A 22,961-nucleotide genomic window follows, 5' to 3' on the forward strand; every position below is an offset into this window, starting at 1 on the left:
TCGGACAGTGGTTCGCGGTGGCTGCAACATGCTCATCGGCTCGAAAGACTTGCCGACTGTTATAACGTAACACGCCGAATGGCCAGTGCCCTTTCCGAAAATTCCTGGAATCGCGGAGCATCGTTAAGCTGTCTCTCGGACCGTCGGCCCGGAAAAAAGGCGGGCTCCGAGAAGCCCGCCTGGCAGTCGATCAGAGAACCTTGTTGGCTCAGTCCCGGTTGGCGCGAGGCTTGCGCGGACGACCCTCGGGCTTGCCCTCGGAGCGGTTGCCGGCGGGGCGGCGATCCGGCTTGCCCGGGCCGCCGGGCTTTTTGTTGAAGCGCGGGCGCTCGGTCGAACGCTCTGCAGGGCGTTCGCCTCGTGGCGCGGGACGCTCGCCCTTCGGTGGCGCGTCGGCCGAGGCGATCGTGATGTCGTCGTCCAGTCCTTCGGCACTGGCGGCAAAGCGCTTGGCGGCCGCGTCCACGATCTCAAATCGGGTTTCCCGATCGAAAATACGGATCGCGCCGATGTCTTCGCGAGTGATCTTGCCCCGGCGGCAGAGGAGCGGCAGCAGCCATTTCGGATCGGCATTGTTGCGGCGGCCAATATCCATGACGAACCACGAGGTCGGCCCGACGTCGCGCGAACGCGGCGCGCGCTCGGCTCGATCGCTGCGCTCGGGGCGGCCCTCGTCCTCACGGCGGGGCTTCACGCTGCGCGGCTCGCCGGGATCATAGACATCCTCCGGCGCGGGCAGGCGCTGGCGGTACAGGCGGGCGAAGGCGCCGGCGATTTCCTCGGGCGTGCGCTTGGCGATGAGATCGCGCACGACGTCCTGATCTTCCTCGCCGATCTCCTCGGACAGGATCGGATCGCTCAGGAGCCGTTCGCGATCCAGCGCGCGAATCTCGTCGGCGGACGGCGCCGCCATCCAGTTCGGCTTGATGCGCGCATCCGACAGGAGGCGCTCGGCCTTGCGGCGGCGCGACAGCGATACGAGCAGAACCGATACGCCCTTGCGCCCGGCACGGCCCGTGCGGCCGCTGCGATGCTGGAGCGTTTCGGCGTCGTTGGGGAGTTCAGCATGGATGACGAGGCCAAGGCTCGGCAGATCGATGCCGCGCGCGGCGACGTCGGTCGCCACGCAGACACGAGCGCGGCCATCGCGCAGAGCCTGCATGGCTTGATTGCGCTCGGCCTGACCGAGTTCGCCGGACAGGGCGACGGCGGCGAAGCCGCGATCGACGAGCCCGGTGTGGAGGTGGCGGACCTGTTCACGCGTGTTGCAGAACACGATGGCCGACTGCGAATCGACCTGACGCAGGATGTTGACGACAGCGAGTTCGGACTCGGTCGGCGCAATGCGCACCGCGCGATATTCGATGTCGGCATGGCCGCTATCGCGCGACGTGGCCTCGATTCGCATCGCATTGCGCTGGTAGCGCTTGGTCAGGCTGACGATGGGCTTGGGCAGGGTCGCCGAGAAAAGCAGCGTCCGACGCTCGTCGGGCGTGGCTTCCAGAATGAATTCGAGATCTTCGCGGAAGCCGAGATTGAGCATCTCGTCGGCCTCGTCCAGCACGACGACGCGAAGACGGCCGATCAGGAGACGACCGCGCTCCAGATGGTCGCGAAGGCGGCCCGGCGTGCCGACGACGATATGCGCGCCGCGCGCCAGCGCGCGCTGCTCGGCGCGCGGGTCCATGCCGCCGACACAGGTGATGATGCGCGCATCCACCTTCGAATAGAGCCATTCCAGCTCGCGCTGAACCTGAAGCGCCAGTTCGCGCGTCGGCGCGACCACCAGCGCCAGCGGCTCGCCGGCTTCCGGCAGGGCGTCCGATTCGCCGAGCAGCGTGCTGGCGAAGGCGAGGCCGAAGGCCACTGTCTTGCCGGAGCCGGTCTGGGCCGAGACGAGGAGATCGCGCTCGCCGACACTGGGGTCGAGAACGGCGTCCTGAACGGGCGTCGGGTCTTGGTATCCACGCTCCTCGAGCGCGGCGGCGAGGGCGGGGTGAGTCGGGCGGAAGGGCACCGGATTTTCCTTGAAGACTGTGCCGTTCCATCGAACGACGGCTGATGGCCGTCGCTTCCCGTCATGGCTCCATTGATCACGCGGGATCGCAATCCCTATCGCGCAATGGGCCAGCCTTCCGGCACCCATAGAAAGCCGGCTCGCCGATCCAAACGCGAGAATGACGCGTCTATACGCGCAAACACGGGAGATGGCGACCCCTTGTCGAACAGGGCGTGCAGCGGCTCGCGAATGGAACCGTGAGCCCTCTGATCAGATCGCCAGTGCGATGTTCAAAGCCGCCAGCCAGAACACCGAAGACAGGAGAGCCCCGATCGTCAGGCCACGCCCCATGGCGAGGGGATCAAAAGAATGATGCATCGAAGTCCTCCCGTTGAAGGCAGCGTTGGAGGTTTTCCTCGTTTCTAAGCGTCTGCCCTCGATCGTTAAAATTGCACCCTTTTTTCCTTACGACAAAGGATTTTTGCGCACGATTCCTTTTGCGGAGCTGCCGCCGCCGGAAAAAGGACGATGGTCATCTCCTGAGTTGCGTACCTCGAAGCCTCAATGAGTCAGCCGTTCCGGGCTGAGGGTAGAAATTTCCCATCAAGCTGCCTGCTGCGATCGTTCTTTTCTCTCTGGCGGCATCGACCGCCCGCTTCGCCGCCTTGTTTGGAATCGTTTCGAAAGCGAGGATCAGTCCATTCTATCGATGGAGTTTGATGTAACCCATGAAACGACTTTCCTTCGGACTTCTCGCCATGGGTCTCGTGATGGCGGCGGTACTTCCGGCCGGCGCGCAGACGACGCTCCTCAACGTGTCCTACGATCCGACGCGCGAACTCTATCGTGACTACAATGCCGAATTCTCGAAGTTCTGGCAGGGGCAGGGCCATGATGCGGTGACGATTCGCCAGTCGCATGGCGGATCGGGCGCGCAGGCGCGGACGGTCATCGACGGGCTGGACGCCGATGTCGTGACGCTGGCGCTGGAGGCCGATATCGACGCCATCGCCAAGGCGACGAAGAAGATCCCCGGAGACTGGCGCAGCCGCCTGCCGCACAATTCCGCTCCTTATACCTCGACCATCGTTTTCCTTGTGCGCAAGGGCAATCCCAAGGCGATCCATGACTGGAACGATCTAGTGAAGGATGACGTGCAGGTGATCACGCCCAACCCGAAGACATCGGGGGGTGCGCGCTGGAACTATCTGGCCGCTTGGGCCTATGCCAACAAAGCGTTCGGCAACGATCCGGAAAAGACCAAGCAGTTCGTCGGCGACATCTATCGCCACGTTCCCGTTCTCGACACGGGCGCTCGCGGCTCCACCACGACCTTCGTGCAGCGCGGCATCGGCGACGTTCTCCTTGCTTGGGAGAACGAGGCGTTCCTAGCGCTGGAAGAACTCGGCCCCGATCAGTTCGAGATCGTGGTTCCATCCATCTCGATCCTGGCTGAGCCACCGGTCGCGCTGGTGGATGGCAATGTCGATGCCAAGGGCACGCGCGAGGTCGCCACGGCCTATCTTCAGCATCTCTACAGCGATGCCGGCCAGACGATCGCGGCCAAGCACTACTATCGCCCCTCGGAGCCGGAGAAGGTGACCGATAAGGCGCTTCTGGAGCGCTTTCCGAAGCTGGAACTCGTGTCGATCGACGATCCGCAGTTCGGCGGCTGGGCGAAGGCGCAGCCCGAGCATTTCGGAGACGGCGGCATCTTCGACCAGATCTACAAGCCGGGCAAGTAAGCGACCCGTTCCCCAAGCGTTCCTCCCACGACTTGGGGACTTCACCCCGGCGGGACTTGTCCCGCCGGGTTCTTTGTACGGATAATGCCGGGTCACGGCAGGAATGAAGGGGTTCACATGCTCGACCGGACGGCTTTCCGGCGGCGGCTTTTTTCGCGCTCAATGCTTCCTCGCGCGGCTTGAGCGATGGCGTCGTCCGTTCTGCCGCGCTTTCGCGCTCCCAGCGTCATACCGGGTTTCGGTCTCGCGCTCGGCTTCACGCTGACCTATCTCACGCTCCTCGTTCTCGTCCCGCTTTCGGCCTTGGTTCTGCGCAGTTCCAGCCTCGGCTGGGAGGAGTTCGTGCGGCTTGCTCTCGACCCACGCGTTCTGGCGGCGCTGCGCCTGTCCTTCGGTGCGTCCTTCTTCGCGGCGCTCATCAATGCCGTGTTCGGCCTGCTGATCGCCTGGGTGCTCGTGCGCTACGACTTCCCCGGCCGGCGCTTCGTGGATGCCGTAATCGATCTGCCTTTCGCGCTCCCGACAGCGGTGGCCGGCATTGCGCTGACCGCCCTTTATGCGCCCAATGGCTGGGTCGGGCAGTTTCTGGCGCCGCTGGGGATCAAGGTCGCCTACACGCCGCTCGGCATCGTGGTAGCGCTCGTCTTCGTGTCACTGCCCTTCGTCGTGCGCACCGTGCAGCCGGTGTTGGAAGAGATCGACGCGGAGGTGGAGCAGGCTGCCGCGACGCTCGGCGCCAACCGCTTCCAAACGGTGACCCGCGTCGTCCTGCCCAGCGTCATGCCGGCTTTGCTGACGGGTTTTGCTTTGGCGCTCGCCCGCTCGGTTGGCGAATATGGCTCGGTCATCTTCATCGCCGGCAACATTCCCTACGTCTCGGAAATCGCGCCGCTGCTGATCGTGATCCGATTGGAAGAGTTCAACTATGGCGGGGCGACGGCGGTCGCGGCCATGATGCTCGCGATCTCCTTCCTGATGCTTCTCGCCATCAACCTCATTCAGGCCTGGAGCCGGCGGAGATACGGTCATGGTGCTTGACGCCTCCTTGGGCGCGACGCCCGATGCACCTACCCGCCGCCGACCGGTGACGAGCGAAGCGCCGGCGGTCAAATGGACCCTGATTGCCGTCGCACTGGTCTTTCTTGCCTTCTTTCTGTTTCTGCCTCTGGTCGCTGTCTTCGTGGAAGCCTTCCGCAACGGGCTGTCGCTCTATTGGCAGGCGATCATCGAGCCCGACGCGCTGGCCGCGATCCGCCTGACGCTTCTGGTGGCGGCGATCTCGGTGCCGCTCAATGTCGTGTTCGGCTTGGCAGCGGCCTGGGCGATCGCGAAATTCGAGTTCAAGGGCAAGGCGCTGCTGATCACTCTGATCGACCTGCCATTCTCGGTCTCGCCGGTGATCGCGGGTCTCGTCTACATCCTCCTTTTCGGAGCGCAGGGCTATTTCGCGCCGCTGCTTCAGGGCACGGGCATCCAGATCGTCTTCGCGTTGCCCGGCATCGTGCTCGCCACTGTCTTCGTCACGCTGCCCTTTGTCGCGCGCGAGCTGATCCCGCTTATGCAGGAGCAGGGAACGGGAGACGAGGAGGCGGCGATCTCGCTGGGCGCGAGCGGCTGGAAGACCTTCTTCCGGGTCACGCTGCCCAATGTGAAATGGGCGCTGCTCTACGGCGTGCTTCTGTGCAACGCCCGCGCCATGGGCGAGTTCGGCGCGGTCTCGGTCGTTTCGGGCCGCATTCGCGGCCAGACGAGCACGATGCCCCTGCATGTCGAAATTCTCTACAATGAATACAGCTTCTCCGCCGCCTTCGCCGTCGCGTCCATTCTGGCCTTCCTGGCGTTGATCACGCTCGGCCTGAAGGCGCTTCTGGAATGGCGCTATGCCGGCGACATGGCCTCTTCGCGCGGCGGGCATTGAGTTTGGGAAACAGCTTCATGGACATCAAAGTTCGCAATATCCGCAAGGAGTTCGATCGTTATCCCGCGCTGCATGATGTCTCGCTGGATATCCGCTCGGGCGAGCTGATCGCGCTTCTGGGGCCTTCCGGCTCAGGCAAGACGACTCTGCTTCGCCTAATCGCGGGACTGGAATTCCCGACCGCCGGCCAGATTTTCTTCGGCGCGGAAGACGCGTCCGAGAAGAGCGTGCAAGAGCGCAATGTCGGCTTCATGTTCCAGCACTATGCGCTGTTCAAGCATATGACCGTTGCCGAGAATATCGGCTTCGGTCTCAGCGTTCGCGACCGGGCGACCCGGCCCGGCAAGGCGGAAATCCGCCGCCGCGCCAGCGAACTGCTCGATCTCGTGCAGCTGTCAGGTCTTGAGAAGCGCTACCCCAACCAGTTGTCGGGCGGTCAGCGGCAGCGCGTGGCCTTGGCCCGCGCGCTCGCCATCGAGCCGCGCGTCCTGCTTCTGGACGAACCCTTCGGTGCGCTGGACGCCAAGGTCCGCAAGGATCTGCGCCGCTGGTTGCGCGAGTTGCACGACAAGATCGGCCTCACCACCATCTTCGTGACGCATGATCAGGAGGAGGCGCTGGAACTGGCGGATCGGGTCGTGGTCATGAGCCAGGGCCGGATCGAGCAGGTCGGCTCGGCCGACGACATCTACGACCGTCCCAGCACGCCGTTCGTCTTTTCTTTCATCGGTCAGTCGAACCGGCTTCCCGTCGACGTGCGCGGCGGCGAAATCCGCCATGGCGACATCGTTCTCGGCCGAACCGCCGAGGCCGACGGGCGCTGGAACCTCTATATGCGCCCGCACGATCTCGATCTCGTGGATGCTGGGGCGCCTGGGCTGACAGGCACCGTGTCGCTGTCGCGCCGCGCCGGCGGCTCGCGTATCTCCGAGTTCGAGTTCGGCCCGGAGCGGCACCGGATCGAGGTCGAGCTGCCCGCCGATCAGGGCGGCGAGCCCGGCACCGAACTGCGCGTTCGCCCCCGCCGCTGGCAGCTTTACCGCGAGGGCGCGGCGGCCTGAGGGGCAGCCTGTCAGCGCTCGCTCAGCGTCTTCATCACTAGAAAGCTTGCCGTCGCCCGGTTCTCGACGCCGAGTTTGGTGAAGACGACCTCCAGATGCTTGTTCACCGTCCTAGGGCTGAGATCGAGGATGGTGGCGATGTCGCGGTTGGACTTGCCGCGCGTCAGCCAAAGAAGCACGTCCGCCTCGCGGGCGGTGAGGTTGAAATGCCGGCGCAGCAGAGCTTCCTCCCCGGCCGTATCGTCCACCGTCAGGCGGAAGAGATGCTCGTTCTCGCCCACCTTGCCGAGTGGGCTGAGCTGAAGGCGCATTCCGTCTTCCGACATCAGCTCATTGCCAAGGGGCAGCGGCGCTGGGGAGCCGGCGCGAAGCCAGTCGCGTAGCGGGGTGGGCAGGGCGGGGCGGCCCTCGACCTCCGCCAGAACGCCCGCCAGAAGGCGTGTGGCCTGTGGTGTGGACCAGAGAACGAGCCCTTCGCCATCGACCGCCAGAAGAAACCGGCCGGCCGTGTCCAGAGCCGCGCGGGCGTTCTGCGCCGCGCGGGCATTGGCGAGATGCACGCGCATTCGCGCCAGAAGTTCGTCCGGCACGATGGGCTTGGTGACGTAATCGACGCCGCCCGCGTCCAGCCCGCGCACGACATGTTCCGTTTCCGCGAGCCCGGTCATGAAGATCACCGGCACATGGCGCAGCGCGGCGTCGGCCTTGAGGCGGCGCGTCGTCTCGAACCCGTCCATGCCCGGCATGACGGCGTCCATCAGAACGATGTCGGGCGTGATGGCCTCCGCGATACCGAGCGCCTGCGCGCCGTCGAGCGCGACGAGAACCGTCGCCCCGCCAAGCTCGATCGCATCCGTCAGCATGCGCAGCGTATCGGGCGAATCGTCCACGACGAGAACGATGTCGCGCTCCCGCTCAGGCGTGGACGCTGCCTTGCTAGTCATCTCGCGCGGTCTCCAGCGCCTCCGCCAGCCGCTTGAGATCGAATCCGCTGAGGTGAACCTTCATCGCCTGTGTGAAGGGTCGATATTGCGGATCGTCATCGAGAGCGGCCAGCTTCTGTTCGATCCCCCTTGCATAGCCGATCCGGCAGAAGCGGAGAAGTTCGGCGATGTCGGCGGGCGGAGGAAAGCGGAGCGGCGGTTCGGCCGCCTCCACAGGTGGCTTGCTGGACGCGCTCGTCCATTCCAACCCGAGCACGTCGCGAACCGTCGCCAGAAGCTGGCGCAAGTCGAAGGGCTTGGGCAATTGCGCCGCCGCATCGGACCCGCTTTCGCCGGCCCCCGGCGCTTCGGCGAAGGTGGCGGAGAGCATGACCGTGCGTCCCGTCTGGCCGCTGGCCCGCAGAGCTGTCGCCAGCTCCCATCCGTTCATACCGGGCATCTGGACATCCAGAAGGAAGAGATCGGGCCGCATCTCTGCGGTCACAGCCAGCGCGGCAGGCCCGTCGGGCGCTGTCAGAACGATGAAGCCGAGCGGGCGCAGAACCTCGACCATCAGATCGCGATGTGTTTCGTCGTCGTCCACCACGAGGACCGTGCGGCGCGAGCCGGCATAGCCCTCGATCGCAAGCGGTGCGCCGGGGTCGGCGGAAACAGGGACGGTCGCCTCACGCGTGGCGGCGACGGCCGAGAGCATCACCCGCACTTCGAACCGGCTTCCCTTGCCGGGTGTGGAGGAAACCTTGATGTCACCGCCCATGAGATTGGCTAGAAGCCGCGTGATGGTGAGGCCCAGGCCGAGACCCGGTGCCTTGCCCTGCGCGGCGCTGCCCCGCTCGAAAGGCTCGAAGATGCGCTCCAACTCAAGCGGTGGGATGCCAGGGCCCGTGTCGGACACGGTGATGATGGCAACCTGACTGCGATAGGCGACATCGAAGCCGACGCTGCCGGCTTCCGTGTATTTCACGGCGTTGGAGAGGAGGTTGATGAGAATTTGGCGCAGTCGCTTCTCGTCGGTCCGCACCACTTCGGGAAGCGTCTCCGGCTGTGTGAACCGAAACTCCAGCCCCTTGGCGCTGGCCTGGAGGCGGAACATATCGACGAGCTGAGCCAGAAAATCGCCGAGGCGCACCTCGCCGCGCTGGAGCTGAAGCCGCCCCGTTTCGATCTTGGAGATATCCAGAAGCCCGTCGATCAGGCCCGACAGATGCTCGGCCGAGCGGCGAATCGTCTTGATGCCGCCCAGCTTGGCCTGCGGGATGGCGGTATCCTGTTCCAGAAGCTGGGCATAGCCGAGGACGGCGTTGAGCGGCGTGCGCAATTCATGGCTCATGCCGACGACATACCGGCTTTTCGCCAGACTCGCCGCTTCGGCCATTTCCTTGGCTTTTTGGAGGGCCGCATCGGTGCGCCGATGCGCCTCGATTTCCTTCAGGAGCAGCTGTGTTTGGCGGGCCGATTCCTCCTGCGCCACCCGCCGCGATTCCTGCGCCAGCACGAAGAACCATGTGGAAACGCCAGCCACGATCATCAGCACGAAGAAGGCCGCCCAAAGGGCCTTCGCGATGACGTCCGTATCGTCGGGGCTGGCCAGGATCGCCTGATAGTAGATGAGCGACAGAACGACCGAGATGACGCCCGCCAGAAGGGCGAGGCCACCGATATAATGGCCGACCTTGGCGTCGATCCTTCGGCGCAACCGCTCCGGCAGGGCGGCCTTGCCCGCCGATGCCATCTGCGCGGAAAAACGCGCCTTGGGTTTGCAGAGATCGTGGCAACGCGCATCCAGCGAGCAGCAGAGCGAGCAGATCGGTCCTGCATAGGCCGGGCAATAGGCCATGTCCTCGGGCTCGAACGGGTGTTCGCAGATCGAGCAGGTGATTTCCGTCCGCCTCTGCCACTCGGCGCGCGGCTTGCGGGCGAGATAGAACCGTCCGCCCGTGGCAAATGCGATGATGGGCGCGGTGATGAGGGCGACACCCAGCGCCACGAAGGCCGACAACGCCTGCGCCGTCTCCCCGAACACGCCGCCGAAGGCCAGAAGCGACACCAGCGTCGCCAAGCCCATCGAACCCAAACCCACCGGGTTCAGGTCGTAGAGATGCGCGCGCTTGAACTCGATGCCTTTGGGCGAGAGGCCGAGCGGCTTGTTGATGGCGAGATCGGCTGTGATCGCGCCGAGCCACGCAACGGCGACATTGGCGAAGAGGCCGAACGTCACCTCTAGCGCCTCGTAGATCCCGAGTTCCATCAGAAGGAGGGCGATGGCGACGTTGAAGACTAGCCAGACGACGCGGCCGGGGTGGCTATGGGTGAGGCGCGAGAAGAAGTTCGACCATGCGAGCGACCCCGCATAGGCGTTCATCACGTTGATCTTCAGCTGCGAGACCACGACGAAGGCCGCCGTGAGGAACGCCGCTGCCACCGGACTCGGCAGCACGTAGCCGAAGGCGACGTCGTACATATGCGCAGGCTCGGCTGCGTGTTCGGCCGACACGCCGGCCCGCAGCGCGAGAACGGCGAGGAAGGAGCCGAACAGGAGCTTGGGCGCACCGAGCACGATCCAGCCCGGCCCGGCCGACAAAAGCGCCAGCCACCAGGATCGCGCTGCCGGATCGCGCCAGGATGTCGTCTTGGGCTTGGGGAGAAAGCGGAGGATGTCCACCTGCTCGCCGATCTGCGGCATGAGCGCCAGAATGACCGAGGCCGCCGCGCCGAACTTCACCAGCGACAGGCCATCCATCTCCCCGGCGTTCAGACCGGGGAAATGCAGCCACGCTTCGACCGAGCCCCAATCGTGCCAAAGGATGAAGCCGACCGGCAGAATGTTGAGACCGATCCACAGCGGTTGCGTGGCCAACTGGAACCGGCTGATCCAGGTGACGCCGTGGGTCACGAGGGGCACGACCGCCACGGCCGAGATGATATAGCCGAGCCAGAGCGGCAGGCCGAAGGCGAGTTCCAGCGCCGCCGTCATGATCGACGCTTCCACCGCGAAGAGGATGAAGGTGAAGGTCGCGTAGATCAGCGAGGTGACGGTCGAGCCGATATAACCGAAGCCCGCGCCGCGCGTCAGAAGGTCGATGTCCACCCCATAGCGCGCGGCATAGAGGCTGATGGGCAGGCCGGTCACCAGCAGAAGGAAGCCGACGACGAGAATAGCCAGCGCCGCGTTCGAGAAGCCGAAGGAGAGGGTGATCGCGCCGCCCACGGCCTCCAGCGCCAGAAAGGAGATCGCCCCGATCGCCGTCTGCGACACTTGCGGCGCGCTCCAGCGCCGGGCGCGCTTGGCGGTGAAGCGCAGCGCATAGTCTTCGAGCGTCTGGTTCGCGACCCAGCGATTATAGTCGCGGCGCACCGGAAGAATCCGCTGGCGTCCCGTCATGTCGAACGTCCTGATCAGCGCCGGAAGGGCGCGCTTCCTCCATAGCCGGATCGCGCGGCGAGGGGGTACGTCATTTGACGTATACCCGCTCTTCACCATTCCGCCGATGGTCCCCCTCGGCGGCAATGAGAGCCGCGACGAATTTGAGGGGACCTTCCATGCGACTTTCCCGAAAGGCCGGCTGGCTCTTGGGCGCTTACGCCGCCACCATGCTCTCGGGCCTCAGCGCCCATGCCGCCGAGGATACGATCAAGGTCGGTATTCTCCACTCCCTGTCCGGCACGATGGCAATTTCAGAAACGACGCTGAAAGACGCCATGCTCATGCTCATCGACGAGCAGAACAAGAAGGGCGGTCTTCTCGGCAAGAAGCTCGAAGCCGTTGTGGTGGACCCCGCGTCCGACTGGCCGCTTTTTGCCGAGAAGGCTCGGCAGCTGATCGCGCAGGACAAGGTCGCCGCGACCTTCGGCTGCTGGACCTCCGTGTCGCGCAAGTCGGTTCTGCCGGTCTTCAAGGAACTGAACTCGATCCTCTTCTACCCCGTGCAGTACGAAGGCGAAGAGTCCGAGCGTAACGTCTTCTATACCGGCGCTGCTCCCAACCAGCAGGCGATCCCCGCCGTCGACTACCTGATGAAGGAAGGCGTGCAGCGCTGGGTTCTGGAGGGCACGGACTATGTCTATCCACGCACCACGAACAAGATCCTCGAAGCCTATCTGAAGTCCAAGGGCGTCGCGGCCGAGGACATCAAGGTGAACTACACGCCCTTCGGCTTCTCCGATTGGCAGACCGAAGTCTCCGCCATCAAGGACTTCAGCGGCTCCGGCAAGAAGACCGCCGTGGTCTCGACCGTGAACGGCGACGCCAACGTGCCCTTCTACAAGGAACTGGCGAACCAGGGTGTCTCGGCCGAGACGACGCCGGTCATGGCCTTCTCGGTGGGTGAAGAGGAACTCGCCGGCATCGACACCGCGCCGCTCGTCGGCCATCTCGCGGCTTGGAACTACTTCGAATCGGTCGATACGCCCGCGAACGAAGAGTTCATCGCGAAGTGGAAGGAGTTCACCAAGGACCCCAAGCGCGTGACGAACGATCCGATGGAAGCCAGCTATATCGGCTTCAACATGTGGGTGAAGGCCGTTGAGGCCGCCGGCACGACCGATCCGGACAAGGTAATCGACGCGATGGTCGGCGTCGCCGTGCCCAATCTGTCGGGCGGCTATTCCTCGATGGGCGCCAACCACCACATTACAAAGCCCGTCTTGATCGGCGAAATCCAGGCCGATGGCCAGTTCGAGATCGTCGATCAGACGCCCGGCCTCGTGCTTGGCGATGCATGGTCGGATTACCTGCCGGAATCGGCGCCGCTGATCGCCGACTGGCGCAAGCCCATGAACTGCGGCAACTTCAATACGAAGACCGGCAAGTGCGGCGGCGCCGACGCCAAGGCCGCCTCGAACTAAGCCCCACGCGTCCGCCGATATCAGGCGGATGACCTTGGCAAAACGGCCCCCCGCTGCGGGCGGGCCGTTTTCTCGTCTGATCGGCCGGTGTCTCGGCCCTCCCCAAACAGGCTTTTCCATGTTGAAGACGCTTCGCGCCCGATGGGCGGGTACTTGGGAGGCGCTGGCTTTCGGCCTTGCGTTCCTTCTGGGCCTCGCTCTTGCAACAGCCGGCCCCTCGCTTGCGCAAGGGGCGGACCCGGCTTCCATCATCGCCGGCTTTGCGGGCAAGAAGAGCTTCGAGGAGACCGAAGCCAATGTGCGCGCGCTGGCCGCGACGGGTGATCCCCGCGTGTCGAACACGCTGGACGCGCTAGCCTCCGGCGATCTCTACTACTCCAAGACCGACAACCGCGTCGTGATCGCGAGTGGCAAGGGAGCCTCCTTCGCCATCTCCGACCCGCTCACCGGCGCGTCGCTGGGCGAAGCGCCGAAGGCGAGCCTGGAAAAGGTTCGCGTCAAGAATTCCATTCGCGCGCTCGTGGCGGAGTTGAAGGGCGGGCTGACGCTCGGCTCCAGCGACCCGGCCGAGCGCATGGCCGCCGCCGTCAGCTTGTTCGATAAGGCCTCGCCCGATCAGCTCGCCGTGCTGGACTCTGCCATCGCCAAGGAAACCGATCCGGCGATCCGCGCGCGGTTTGCCGAGGCGAGGGCGGTGGCCGTGCTGCGCTCCGACCGCCCCTCGGAGGAGCGGCGCGAGGCGGCGCAATTGGTGGCCGCGCGTGGCGACCGTGCCGCGCAGAACGTTCTTTCGGCCTTCACCGCTGACGCCGATCCGGCCGTCGCAAAGGCTGCCGACGCTGGCGCCGCTTCGATCGCTCAGACGATCGCGCTTTGGGGGCAGGCGCAAAACATCTGGTACGGCCTCTCGCTCGGCTCGGTCCTGCTTCTGGCCGCGATCGGCCTCGCCATCACCTTCGGGGTGATGGGCGTCATCAACATGGCGCATGGCGAGATGGTGATGATCGGCGCCTACACGACCTTCGTCGTGCAGCAGACACTCCGCCTCCATGCGTCGCAATGGCTGGACTGGAGCCTCGCGCTCGCCCTGCCGCTCGCCTTCCTCGTCGCCGGTTTCGTCGGCTTCGTCATGGAGCGCGGCATCATCCGCTTCCTCTATGGGCGTCCGCTCGAAACCCTGCTCGCAACCTTCGGCGTGTCGCTGATCCTTCAGCAGGCGGTCCGCACGATCTTCGGCCCGACCAATCGTGAGGTGTCCAACCCGTCCTGGATGTCCGGCTCGTTCGATGTCGGCCTCATGGCCGTCACCTGGAACCGGCTCTGGATCATCGTCTTCGCCCTCGCCGTCTTCGCAGCGCTCCTCTTCGCGCTGAATCGAACCTCGGCCGGCCTCAAGATGCGCGCGGTCACGCAGAATCGGCGTATGGCCGCCGCCATGGGTATCCGTACGCCGATGGTGGACGCCATGACCTTCGCGCTCGGCTCGGGCATCGCCGGCATGGCGGGCGTCGCGCTCAGCCAGATCGACAATGTCTCGCCCGATCTCGGCCAAGGCTACATCATCGACAGTTTCATGGTCGTGGTCTTCGGCGGCGTCGGCAATCTCTGGGGCACGCTGGTCGGCGCCATGAGTCTGGGCATCGTCAACAAGTTCCTTGAGCCCTATGCCGGCGCGGTGCTCGGCAAGATCGTGGTTCTCGTCCTCATCATCCTCTTTATCCAGAAGCGCCCGCGCGGCCTCTTCGCCCTCAAGGGAAGGTTCGTCGACGCATGATCACCGCTCGCTTTCTGGGGCCTCGTGCCCTCTGGCTCGCCGGACTTCTCGTTCTCGTCGCCGTGCTCGTGCCCCTCTCGAACCTCGCGCTCGACGCCGGCCATCCCTTGCGCGTGCCGGACCATCTCGTACCCCTTCTCGGCAAGTATCTTTCCTACGCCATCCTGGCGCTCAGCCTAGATCTCGTCTGGGGCTATGTCGGAATTCTCTCGCTCGGCCACGGCGCGTTCTTCGCGCTTGGCGGCTACGCGATGGGCATGTATCTGATGCGCCAGATCGGCAGCCGGGGCGTCTATGCCAATCCGGTGCTTCCCGATTTCATGGTCTTCCTGAACTACAAGGAACTGCCCTGGTTCTGGCAGGGGTTCGATCAGTTCTGGTTCGCCGCGCTCATGGTGCTGCTCGTGCCGGGGCTCCTAGCCTTCCTCTTCGGCTATTTCGCCTTCCGCAGCCGGGTCACCGGCGTCTATCTCTCGATCATCACGCAGGCGCTGACCTATGCGCTGCTCCTCGCCTTCTTTCGAAACGACATGGGCTTTGGCGGCAATAACGGCCTGACCGATTTCAAGGACATTCTCGGCTTCTCGATCCAGGCCGGCTCGACGCGCGCCGCACTCTTCGCTTCCACTGCCCTCGTGCTGGCGCTCTTCGTCCTGATGGTCTCGGCCGTGACGCGCTCCAAGCTCGGGCTTCTGATGGTGGCGGTGCGCGACGCTGAGAGCCGCACACGGTTCCTAGGCTGGCGGGCCGAGCATGTGAAGCTCTTCGCCTTCACGCTGTCGGCCGTCATGGCCGGTGTGGCCGGCGCGCTTTACGTGCCGCAGGTCGGCATCATCAATCCTGGCGAGTTCGCGCCGCTCAACTCGATCGAGGTCGTGGTCTGGACGGCGGTCGGGGGACGCGGCACGATCCTCGGCCCCGTGCTCGGCGCGCTGCTCGTCAACGGTGGCAAGAGCTATTTCACCGCCGCCGCGCCCGAAAGCTGGCTCTTCGTCCTCGGCTCGCTCTTCGTGGTGGTCACGCTCTTCCTGCCGCGCGGCATCGTCGGGACGATCGACCACGGCTGGCGCGCCCTGTCCGAGCGCCGCCGCGCCGCCCGTGCCGAGAAGGGCGTTTCTTCCGACGCCACCACCAACCCTAGCCCGGCGGAGTGACCCTCATGAGCATGACGAACGCGGCCCCGGCGCGCATTTCCCCCCATCCTTACGCGACGCTTCTGGCCGAGGCCCGCGAGAAGGAGGCTGCCGGCCGCCCGCCACGCGGCGAGACGCTTCTCTATCTCAACGGCGTGACCAAGAGTTTCGACGGGTTCAAGGCGATCAACGATCTGTCTCTCGTCGTCGCACGCGGCGAGATGCGGGCGATTATCGGCCCGAACGGCGCTGGCAAGACGACGATGATGGACATCATCACCGGCAAGACCCGGCCGGACGCGGGTGAGGTCTATTTCGCCGGAAACACCGATCTGACGCGCCATGACGAGGCGGAAATCGCCTCCATGGGCATCGGGCGCAAGTTCCAGAAACCGACCGTCTTCGAGAGCCACACGGTGGAGGACAATCTGGTTCTCGCGTTGTCAGGTCAACGCGGCGTCTTCTCGACGCTGTTTTACAAACGGTCAGAAAGCGATTCCAAGCGGATCGATACAATCCTCGAAACTGTTCGCCTGACGGCCAAGCGGCGTCTGCCGGCGGCCGATCTCAGCCATGGCCAGAAGCAATGGTTGGAAATTGGGATGCTGCTGGCGCAGGACCCCGAACTCCTTCTGGTGGACGAACCGGTGGCGGGCATGACGGACGCCGAAACCGAGGAAACGGCGAAGCTCCTGCGCGAGATCGCAGAGACGCGCTCCGTCGTCGTGGTCGAGCACGACATGCACTTCGTTCGCGCATTGGGCGTGAAGGTGACCTGCCTGCACGAAGGCCATGTTCTCGCCGAAGGCCCGCTGGATCAGGTCTCGGCCGATCCGCGCGTTATCGAAGTCTATCTGGGGCGTTGACCATGCTGAGTGTTTCGAACGTCGATCTCTACTACGGCGCGGCGAAGGCTCTGCGGGGCGTTTCCCTCGAGGCCAAGAAAGGCGAGATCACCTGCGTCCTCGGCCGCAACGGCGTTGGCAAGACCTCGCTCATGCGGGCCATCGTCGGGCAGCAGGCGATCCGCTCCGGACAGATCGCGCTGGATGGCTCCGATCTGAAAGGCGAGGCGCCTTATACGCGCGCGCGTCGCGGCATCGGCTTCGTGCCGCAGGGGCGGGAGGTGTTTCCGCTGCTCTCCGTGAAGGAAAATCTCCAGACGGGGTTTGCTCCGGTCAAGCGCGGTGAGCGTACGATCCCCGATCATGTGTTCGAGCTTTTCCCGGTCCTGAAAACCATGCTCTCACGGCGCGGCGGTGATCTGTCGGGCGGCCAGCAGCAGCAACTCGCCATCGGCCGGGCCTTGGTGACGCGCCCCAGCCTTCTCGTGCTGGACGAGCCGACCGAGGGCATCCAGCCCTCGATCATCAAGGATATCGGCCGAGCCATCCGCTACCTGAAGGAGGCGGGCATGGCCGTTCTCTTGGTCGAGCAATATCTCGAATTCTGCCGGGAACTGGCGGATAGGGTCTATATCATGGACCGCGGGCAGATCGTGTTCGAGGGCGTCGGGGCCGATCTTGACGACCCTGACGTGCGCAAGCATCTGACCGTCTGACGCTCAGGCGCGGAGTTCGGGCAGGTCGCGATAGAGGTCCAGAGCCTCGGGGTTCGCCAGAGCCTCCTTGTTTTTGACCTCGCGGCCATGCACCGTGTCGCGCACGGCCAGTTCCACGATCTTGCCGCTTTTGGTGCGCGGGATGTCGGAGACCTCCACGATCACGGCCGGAACATGGCGGGGCGAAGCGCCCGCCCGGATCGTCCGACGGATCGTGTCGCGCAAGGCGTCCTCCAGCCGTGCGCCGTTGCGCAGCGTGACGAAGAGCACGACGCGTACATCCCCTTCATGCTCCTGCCCGATGCAGATGGCCTCGTTGATCTCGGGGATTGTTTCCACCTGCGCATAGATTTCGGCCGTGCCGATCCGCACGCCGCCGGGGTTGAGCGTCGCATCCGAGCGGCCGTGGATCACGAGCCCACCATGCTCGGTGCGCTCGGCGAAGTCGCCATGGCACCAGACGCCGGGGAAGCGCTCGAAATAGGCCGCGCGATATTTCGCGCCGCTGTCATCGGCGAAGAAGCCGAGCGGCATCACCGGGAAGGGTTGGGTGCAGACGAGTTCGCCCTTTTCACCCACCGCAGCCGGCTTGCCCTCGTCCGTCCAGACCTCGACCGCCATGCCGAGCCCTGGCCCCTGGATCTCGCCGGGCCAGACCGGCCGCGTCGGATCGCCGAGCACGAAGCAGGAGACAATATCCGTTCCGCCCGAAATCGAGGCGAGATGCAGGTCGGCCTTGATGCCCTCATAGACGAAGCGAAAGCCCTCGATGCTGAGCGGCGAGCCCGTGGACATCATGGCCCGAAGCTTCGTCAGGTCATGGCTCTCGGCAGGGCGCACGCCGGATTTGCGCAGCGCGTCGATATATTTGGCCGATGTGCCGAAATGGGTCATGCCCTCCCGCTCGGCATAGTCGAAGAGAACCGATGGCGCGGGGTGGAAGGGCGAGCCGTCGAAGAGCAGCAGCGTCGCCCCGCGCGCCAGACCCGACACGAGCCAGTTCCACATCATCCACCCGAGCGTCGTGAAATAGAAGAGCCTGTCTCCCGGCTTCACGTCCGTATGCAGCCCGTGCTCCTTCAAATGCTGGAGCAAAACGCCACCGGCGCGGTGGATGATGCATTTGGGAGCGCCCGTCGTGCCCGACGAAAAGAGAATGAACAGCGGATGGTCGAACGGCAGACGCTCGAAGCGCAGCTCGGCCGGCGCGAAGTTTTCGATATAGGCATTCCAGCCGATCGCCTTCGGCAGCGCGGATAGATCGAGACCGTTCTCTGTCAGCGGAATGACGACGACACCTTCCAGCGAGGGAAGCTGCGGCAGCACTTCGGCCAGCTTGTCGCGCAGGTCGATCCGCTTTCCGGCATACCAGTAGCCATCGACCGTGAGCAGCAGCTTGGGCTCGATCTGGCCGAACCGATCCAGAATGCCGCGAGGCCCAAAATCCGGGGAGGCGGAGCACCAGACGGCACCGAGCGAGGTGGCCGCCAGCATCGCCGCAATGGATTCGGGAATGTTCGGCAAAAGACCGGCCACGCGGTCTCCCGCCGCGATGCCGGCAGCGGCCATGGCCTGTTGCAGGCGGGAGACTTCGGCCCTCAACCGGTTCCAGGACCAACGGCGCTCGCTTTTGTCTTCGCATATGGAAATGATCGCGTCGGCCTCGCCATCGATCCCGTCCAACTGGCGCAGAAGGTTTTCGGCGAAGTTGAGCCTGGCTCCCGGCAGGAAGCGCGCGCCGGGCATGGCGCTTTCGTTCTCGATCGGCACCGAGCCCTTCTCGCCGACGACGCCGAAGAAATCCCAGACGGCATCCCAGAAGGCTGTCGGTTGTCCCAGCGACCAGTCATGCAGCGCCGGCGTGTCGGCAAAGCTCGACCCCGACCGCTTTTCGCAGAACGCGCGAAACGCCGCCATGCCGGACGCGGCTGCGCGGTCGGCTGACGGGCTCCAGAGCGGAAGGGAAGTGACCATGGATCGGGCCTCGCTGAAACGGGATGAAACGATGGGAGTATGACGCAGGCTCAAGCGTCAAGAAGTCACTGTAAACCAAGTCCACAGATGATCTTGGGAATGAAACATCCTGTTAAAGGCCGTCCTCATACCTTGGCTCCGATACGGAAGGGCCACCGGATGATATCGACGATCGATTACCTCGGGATGCGATTTCTCGACGCGAATCTGGCCGGCGTTCGGTCGGCCTTCCGCGAGGCGCTGCGGGGGCGATTCGGCTATGTCGTCACGCCCAATGTGGACCATGTCGTTTCCTATCATCGTGGCGACGCCGCCTTGCGCGAAGTGTATGATGGTGCGCTCTTTCAGATTTGCGACAGCCGCGTCCTATCGCGACTGGCTGGCCTGTCGGGTCTTCACCTGACGCCTTGTCCCGGCTCCGACCTGACGCGGGACCTGCTCGAACGCCCGCTCTTTCCGGCGATGCGGATTGCCGTGATCGGCCCCGATATGGACGCCTTCCGCGATCTCCAGCAGCGCTTTCCCTCGGTGTCTTTGACGCTGATTCCATCGGCGCAAAGGCTCTCCATCGGCTCGCCGGAATGGAAGGAAACGGTGGCGCGCACGGCAGGCACGCGGTGGGACCTGCTGCTCGTCTGCTTATCCTTCCCCAAACAGGAGTTCTTCGCGCACGATCTCGGCCGGGCGGGGCGGGTGCATGGGTTGGCGCTTTGCGTCGGAGCGAGCATCGATTTCCTGACCGGGCGGCAGAAGCGCGCGCCCGAATTCTTTCGCAAGGCCGGGCTCGAATGGCTGCACCGTTTGGCGCAAGACCCTCGGCGAATGGCCTCGCGCTATCTTCAGCGGGGGCCTGCCGTCTTCGCCTTGGCCGGCCGGGAATGGGCGCGACTGCGTCAGGAGGGACCCATGGTGGTGGATCGGCCGGCGTCGCCCAAACGCGTTCTCTTTCTCACGACCGTCATGCCGCACGAGCGGATGACGGGCGGCGAAATCGCCTCCATGAACTTCATCGACGCGCTGAAAGCGTCGGGCTGCGACGTCGAGGTCATCGCCTATCGGCGGGAGGGACAGGCGGACGACCTGCCGGTCGGTTTCCTGTCGCCTGTGGACTGGCCGATCGAGAGTGCGGGTCGTCCCGTGCGCAGCGGGGCCTGGATGGCGTCGGCCTTTCTGGCGAGGCGTCCTTATTCCGTGCAGAAATACGTTTCCCGCGCCATGCGCCGCTTCGTGCGCCTGCGCTTGCGCAGCGTGCCCGCGGATCTGGCTGTGGTCGATCATGCCCAGGCCAGTTGGCTTCTTCCGCTTCTGCCTGCCGATCTGCCGACCGTTCTGATCGCCCACAATGTCGAGCATCAGCTCTACGAGGGGCATGGCGACGCCCTGTCCGATGTGGCGAAGCCCCGTCTTCGCGACCGTCTGAAAGCGTGGATCTATCGACGCGAAGGCGAACGGCTCCTGGCGGTCGAGCGACAGGCGATGGCGGGCGTGCGCGAAGTCTGGACCCTGGCGGAAGACGATGCGGCGGCTTTGGCCCGCCTGTCGCCGCAGACGCCGGTTCGCAGTTTCGGCTTGCCCGGCCAACCCTTCCTCTCGTCGGCCGAGGCCCTGCCGGAGCCGACGATCGATGTCGGTCTATTGGGAAGCTGGGTCTGGGACGTCAATCGGGCAGGCCTTGACTGGTTTCTCACGGCCGTCGCACCCCGCTTGCCGGCTCATGTGAAGGTCGTCGTCGGCGGCAAATCGCTCCATCCGCCAGGTACCGTGACAGGTTCCGTTCGCTTCGCCGGATTTGTGCCGGATGCCGGGGCGTTCTTGCGGTCGTGCTCCGTGGTGGTCATTCCCAGCACCACGGGATCGGGCGTGCAGATCAAGACGATCGAGACCCTCGGGCTTGGTGTGCCCACCGTCGCGACGACGGTTGCCCTGCGCGGCATCGACGATCCGCCGCTGGATCTGCGCCTCGCCAATAGCGCGACCGATATGGTCAACGCCATTCTGGAAACGCTGCAAGCACCGCGCCCGGACGGGCGCGATGGCGCGGCCTGGCGTCTGGCGCGCGAGCGGGCCTTCGAAACCGATATTCGAAACGCTTTGTCCGGGCTGTTGTTGCCGCAGACGAGCGATACGACCTCGAAGGACGTGGCGGATCGTATTCGGTCGACGCGGCAAGCGCCGCCGGCGCGGATCACGGAAGACGCTGCATAGGAGCTATGTGCAGGCAGCGCTTCTCCTGCACGAGCAAAGCTGGTTTATTGAGCAAGCAACACTTCCTCCCAGATCGTTGCACGTTTCGAGCCCGCTCCGTCCTCCCCGGAGCGGGCTTTTTCTTTAGCTCTTCCGGCGCCATTTCCCGCCGGGGCGCAGCCGGCGAAACAGCCCGCGCTTGCTGAACGGTTCGAACATCTCGTCCGGTCCTTCGGGGTCGAGCACCTCGTTGTCGGCCAGCCATTCTTCGATCGACGTCAGTTCCGGCGGCTCGTAGGGGCGCAGAGACTTGCCGGAATCACGTAAGGCTTCGATGGCGGCGATCAGCGAACCGGTTCGCTCGATCTCGGCCGCGACTTCGCCCTGCGGTCTGTTCAGATGCTCGGCCAGAAGATCGTCCCGCAGCGCCCGGATCGTTGAGGCCTTATCGAAATTGCCCGGAAGCGCGGTATCGACCGTCACGTCGCATTCCGTGTCGAGGCGCATGGAGCGATTGTTAAGGTTGGACGAACCGACGCGTAGGATGCGGTCATCCACGATCAGGATTTTGGCGTGCACATAGATCGGGTCGCCACCCTCGGTGAAGGGGTGATAGATGCGAAACCGTCCATGCCGGTCGTGCCGGCGTAGCACTTCGTGCAGTCGCGCGCGCGCCGTATCCATCGCCAGCGGTTCCAGCCAGCCTTGCGCGGACAGTGGATTGATCAGGACGATCTCGGGGCCGTCCTCCTCATCCAGGCGTTTGGCGATGGCCTCCGCGATCCGCCGCGAGGCGAAATACTGGCTCTCGGCATAGATCACCCGCCGCGCGGCGGCGATCTGTTCGAGATAGAGGTTCTCGATTTCGAGGATCGGCCCGTGCGACGGATTGGGCGGGCTCGACCGCGATACGGCCATTCTCACATTCTCGAAATGGGGAACCAAGCGCTCCGGCCAGGGATCGTAGACTCGGCCCAGCGGCTCCATCGGTCGCCCGCCGGCATCGTGCCACCGATCGCGCGCGACCTGCGCGAGGGCCAGGGCCATCGGCCCGTCCACGGCCGTCGTCGCATCGTGCCAAGGCTTGTGCGGTTTGCCGCTAACCAGCAGACGGCGCGGGTCGTGGTGAACATGGGCCCGCGTGTCCCAGCGTTCCTCGGTCATGTCGATGCCGCCGCAGAAGGCGAGGCTTTCGTCGATGACGACGATCTTCTGATGATGGGAGGCGCCGGGTGGATGCACGCTGTCGAGCTTGGTGTGAATGCGGTGATGGGCCATCCACTTGAACACGGTCAGCATGGTCGAGCCGCGCGTCAGCGTCTTCAGAGCGCCCAGGTCCCAGCGCAGAAGGAAGACTTCCAACGCCGGGTTCTGCTCGACCAGCCAATAGATGAAGTCGCCGATCTTTTCAGGTGCGCGATCCCCGGCGGATCGGCCGAGGCGAATGCGGGCGTCGAAGTCCCAGCCGATCAGCACGATGCGCCGCTTGGCCCGCAACATGGCCGCGCGCGCATGGGCGAAATAATCATCCGCATCGATGATCAGCGCGGCGCGATGGGCTTCGGCGACGCAGAGGCAGTTTTCGAGGGGTCGAAAGGGCGAAACCTCGGCCTCTCTTGAAAGGGCCGGGGGCGAGGCAGGCGTTTCCGGGGCTCGACCGTGCATGGCGTCCTTCGATGCTTCCAGGCTTTGGGGATCATAGGCTCCCCGATGTGCAGTCCTATGACGCTCAGGCGCCTAACGGGTTCGTGAGAACATGCGTCACGTTGTCGTTCGGGCAAGCGGTGAGGGCGTCGACCGACGGGGTTTGAGGAAATCACGCC

The 22,961-nt window shown here is 64.7% G+C and carries 15 protein-coding genes; 10 read left to right on the plus strand and 5 right to left on the minus strand.

What is annotated here, in order from left to right; genetic code table 11:
- Positions 1 to 208 precede the first annotated feature (208 nt).
- On the minus strand, positions 209 to 2,017 hold the full coding sequence (locus tag AUL36_RS15805) for a DEAD/DEAH box helicase (RefSeq protein WP_058633707.1): 1,809 nt from the start codon (positions 2,015 to 2,017) through the stop codon (positions 209 to 211).
- A 710-nt stretch (positions 2,018 to 2,727) separates the two neighbouring features.
- Between AUL36_RS15805 and AUL36_RS15810 the strand changes: the two genes are divergently transcribed.
- The 4 genes from AUL36_RS15810 (at position 2,728) to AUL36_RS15825 (ending at position 6,723) form a co-directional block, all read left to right on the plus strand.
- Entirely contained in the window at positions 2,728 to 3,744 is a 1,017-nt protein-coding gene (locus tag AUL36_RS15810) for a sulfate ABC transporter substrate-binding protein (RefSeq protein WP_062222307.1), read from the plus strand.
- Between the two features lie 186 nt (positions 3,745 to 3,930).
- Complete coding sequence (cysT, locus tag AUL36_RS15815; protein ID WP_058599556.1) at positions 3,931 to 4,782, plus strand: sulfate ABC transporter permease subunit CysT; 852 nt, start codon at positions 3,931 to 3,933, stop codon at positions 4,780 to 4,782.
- Complete coding sequence (cysW, locus tag AUL36_RS15820) at positions 4,772 to 5,662, plus strand: sulfate ABC transporter permease subunit CysW (protein WP_244496245.1); 891 nt, start codon at positions 4,772 to 4,774, stop codon at positions 5,660 to 5,662. Before cysT ends, cysW begins: the two co-directional genes overlap by 11 nt.
- A gap of 17 nt (positions 5,663 to 5,679) precedes the next feature.
- Positions 5,680 to 6,723, plus strand: coding sequence for a sulfate/molybdate ABC transporter ATP-binding protein (locus AUL36_RS15825; RefSeq protein WP_062222309.1), 1,044 nt, complete (start codon positions 5,680 to 5,682; stop codon positions 6,721 to 6,723).
- Positions 6,724 to 6,734: 11 nt separating this feature from the next.
- Here the strand turns inward: AUL36_RS15825 and AUL36_RS15830 are convergent, their stop codons facing one another.
- Positions 6,735 to 7,667, minus strand: a complete 933-nt coding sequence (locus AUL36_RS15830; protein ID WP_062222311.1) for a response regulator transcription factor — start codon at positions 7,665 to 7,667, stop codon at positions 6,735 to 6,737.
- Positions 7,660 to 11,049, minus strand: coding sequence for a hybrid sensor histidine kinase/response regulator (locus AUL36_RS15835; RefSeq protein WP_062222313.1), 3,390 nt, complete (start codon positions 11,047 to 11,049; stop codon positions 7,660 to 7,662). Before AUL36_RS15835 ends, AUL36_RS15830 begins: the two co-directional genes overlap by 8 nt.
- 158 nt (positions 11,050 to 11,207) lie before the next feature.
- Between AUL36_RS15835 and urtA the strand changes: the two genes are divergently transcribed.
- The 5 genes from urtA to urtE all read left to right on the plus strand — a co-directional run bounded on the left by urtA (position 11,208) and on the right by urtE (position 16,980).
- Positions 11,208 to 12,512: an urea ABC transporter substrate-binding protein gene (gene urtA / locus AUL36_RS15840; protein WP_062222315.1), complete on the plus strand. Its 1,305-nt coding sequence runs from the start codon at positions 11,208 to 11,210 to the stop codon at positions 12,510 to 12,512.
- 118 nt (positions 12,513 to 12,630) lie between these two features.
- The gene (gene urtB, locus AUL36_RS15845) at positions 12,631 to 14,286 is read left to right on the plus strand and encodes an urea ABC transporter permease subunit UrtB (protein WP_156418423.1); all 1,656 of its coding nucleotides are present in this window, start codon (positions 12,631 to 12,633) and stop codon (positions 14,284 to 14,286) included.
- Complete coding sequence (gene urtC / locus AUL36_RS15850) at positions 14,283 to 15,440, plus strand: urea ABC transporter permease subunit UrtC (protein WP_062222317.1); 1,158 nt, start codon at positions 14,283 to 14,285, stop codon at positions 15,438 to 15,440. The genes urtB and urtC overlap by 4 nt, the downstream gene beginning before the upstream one ends.
- A 5-nt stretch (positions 15,441 to 15,445) precedes the next feature.
- Positions 15,446 to 16,285, plus strand: coding sequence for an urea ABC transporter ATP-binding protein UrtD (urtD, locus tag AUL36_RS15855; RefSeq protein ID WP_244497144.1), 840 nt, complete (start codon positions 15,446 to 15,448; stop codon positions 16,283 to 16,285).
- A 2-nt stretch (positions 16,286 to 16,287) separates the two neighbouring features.
- The gene (urtE, locus tag AUL36_RS15860; RefSeq protein ID WP_062222319.1) at positions 16,288 to 16,980 is read left to right on the plus strand and encodes an urea ABC transporter ATP-binding subunit UrtE; all 693 of its coding nucleotides are present in this window, start codon (positions 16,288 to 16,290) and stop codon (positions 16,978 to 16,980) included.
- A gap of 3 nt (positions 16,981 to 16,983) precedes the next feature.
- Here urtE and AUL36_RS15865 read toward each other — a convergent pair whose 3' ends face one another.
- Entirely contained in the window at positions 16,984 to 18,954 is a 1,971-nt protein-coding gene (locus AUL36_RS15865) for an acetoacetate--CoA ligase (protein ID WP_062222321.1), read from the minus strand.
- 159 nt (positions 18,955 to 19,113) lie between these two features.
- On the opposite strand from AUL36_RS15865, the gene AUL36_RS15870 reads away from it, so the two are divergent.
- Entirely contained in the window at positions 19,114 to 21,159 is a 2,046-nt protein-coding gene (locus AUL36_RS15870; protein ID WP_062222323.1) for a WecB/TagA/CpsF family glycosyltransferase, read from the plus strand.
- Positions 21,160 to 21,282: 123 nt separating this feature from the next.
- Here AUL36_RS15870 and AUL36_RS15875 read toward each other — a convergent pair whose 3' ends face one another.
- Entirely contained in the window at positions 21,283 to 22,803 is a 1,521-nt protein-coding gene (locus AUL36_RS15875) for a phospholipase D-like domain-containing protein (protein ID WP_062222324.1), read from the minus strand.
- Positions 22,804 to 22,961 lie beyond the last annotated feature (158 nt).

The sequence above is a fragment of the Aureimonas sp. D3 genome, from assembly GCF_001463805.1.
Taxonomy (GTDB): domain Bacteria; phylum Pseudomonadota; class Alphaproteobacteria; order Rhizobiales; family Rhizobiaceae; genus Aureimonas; species Aureimonas ureilytica_A.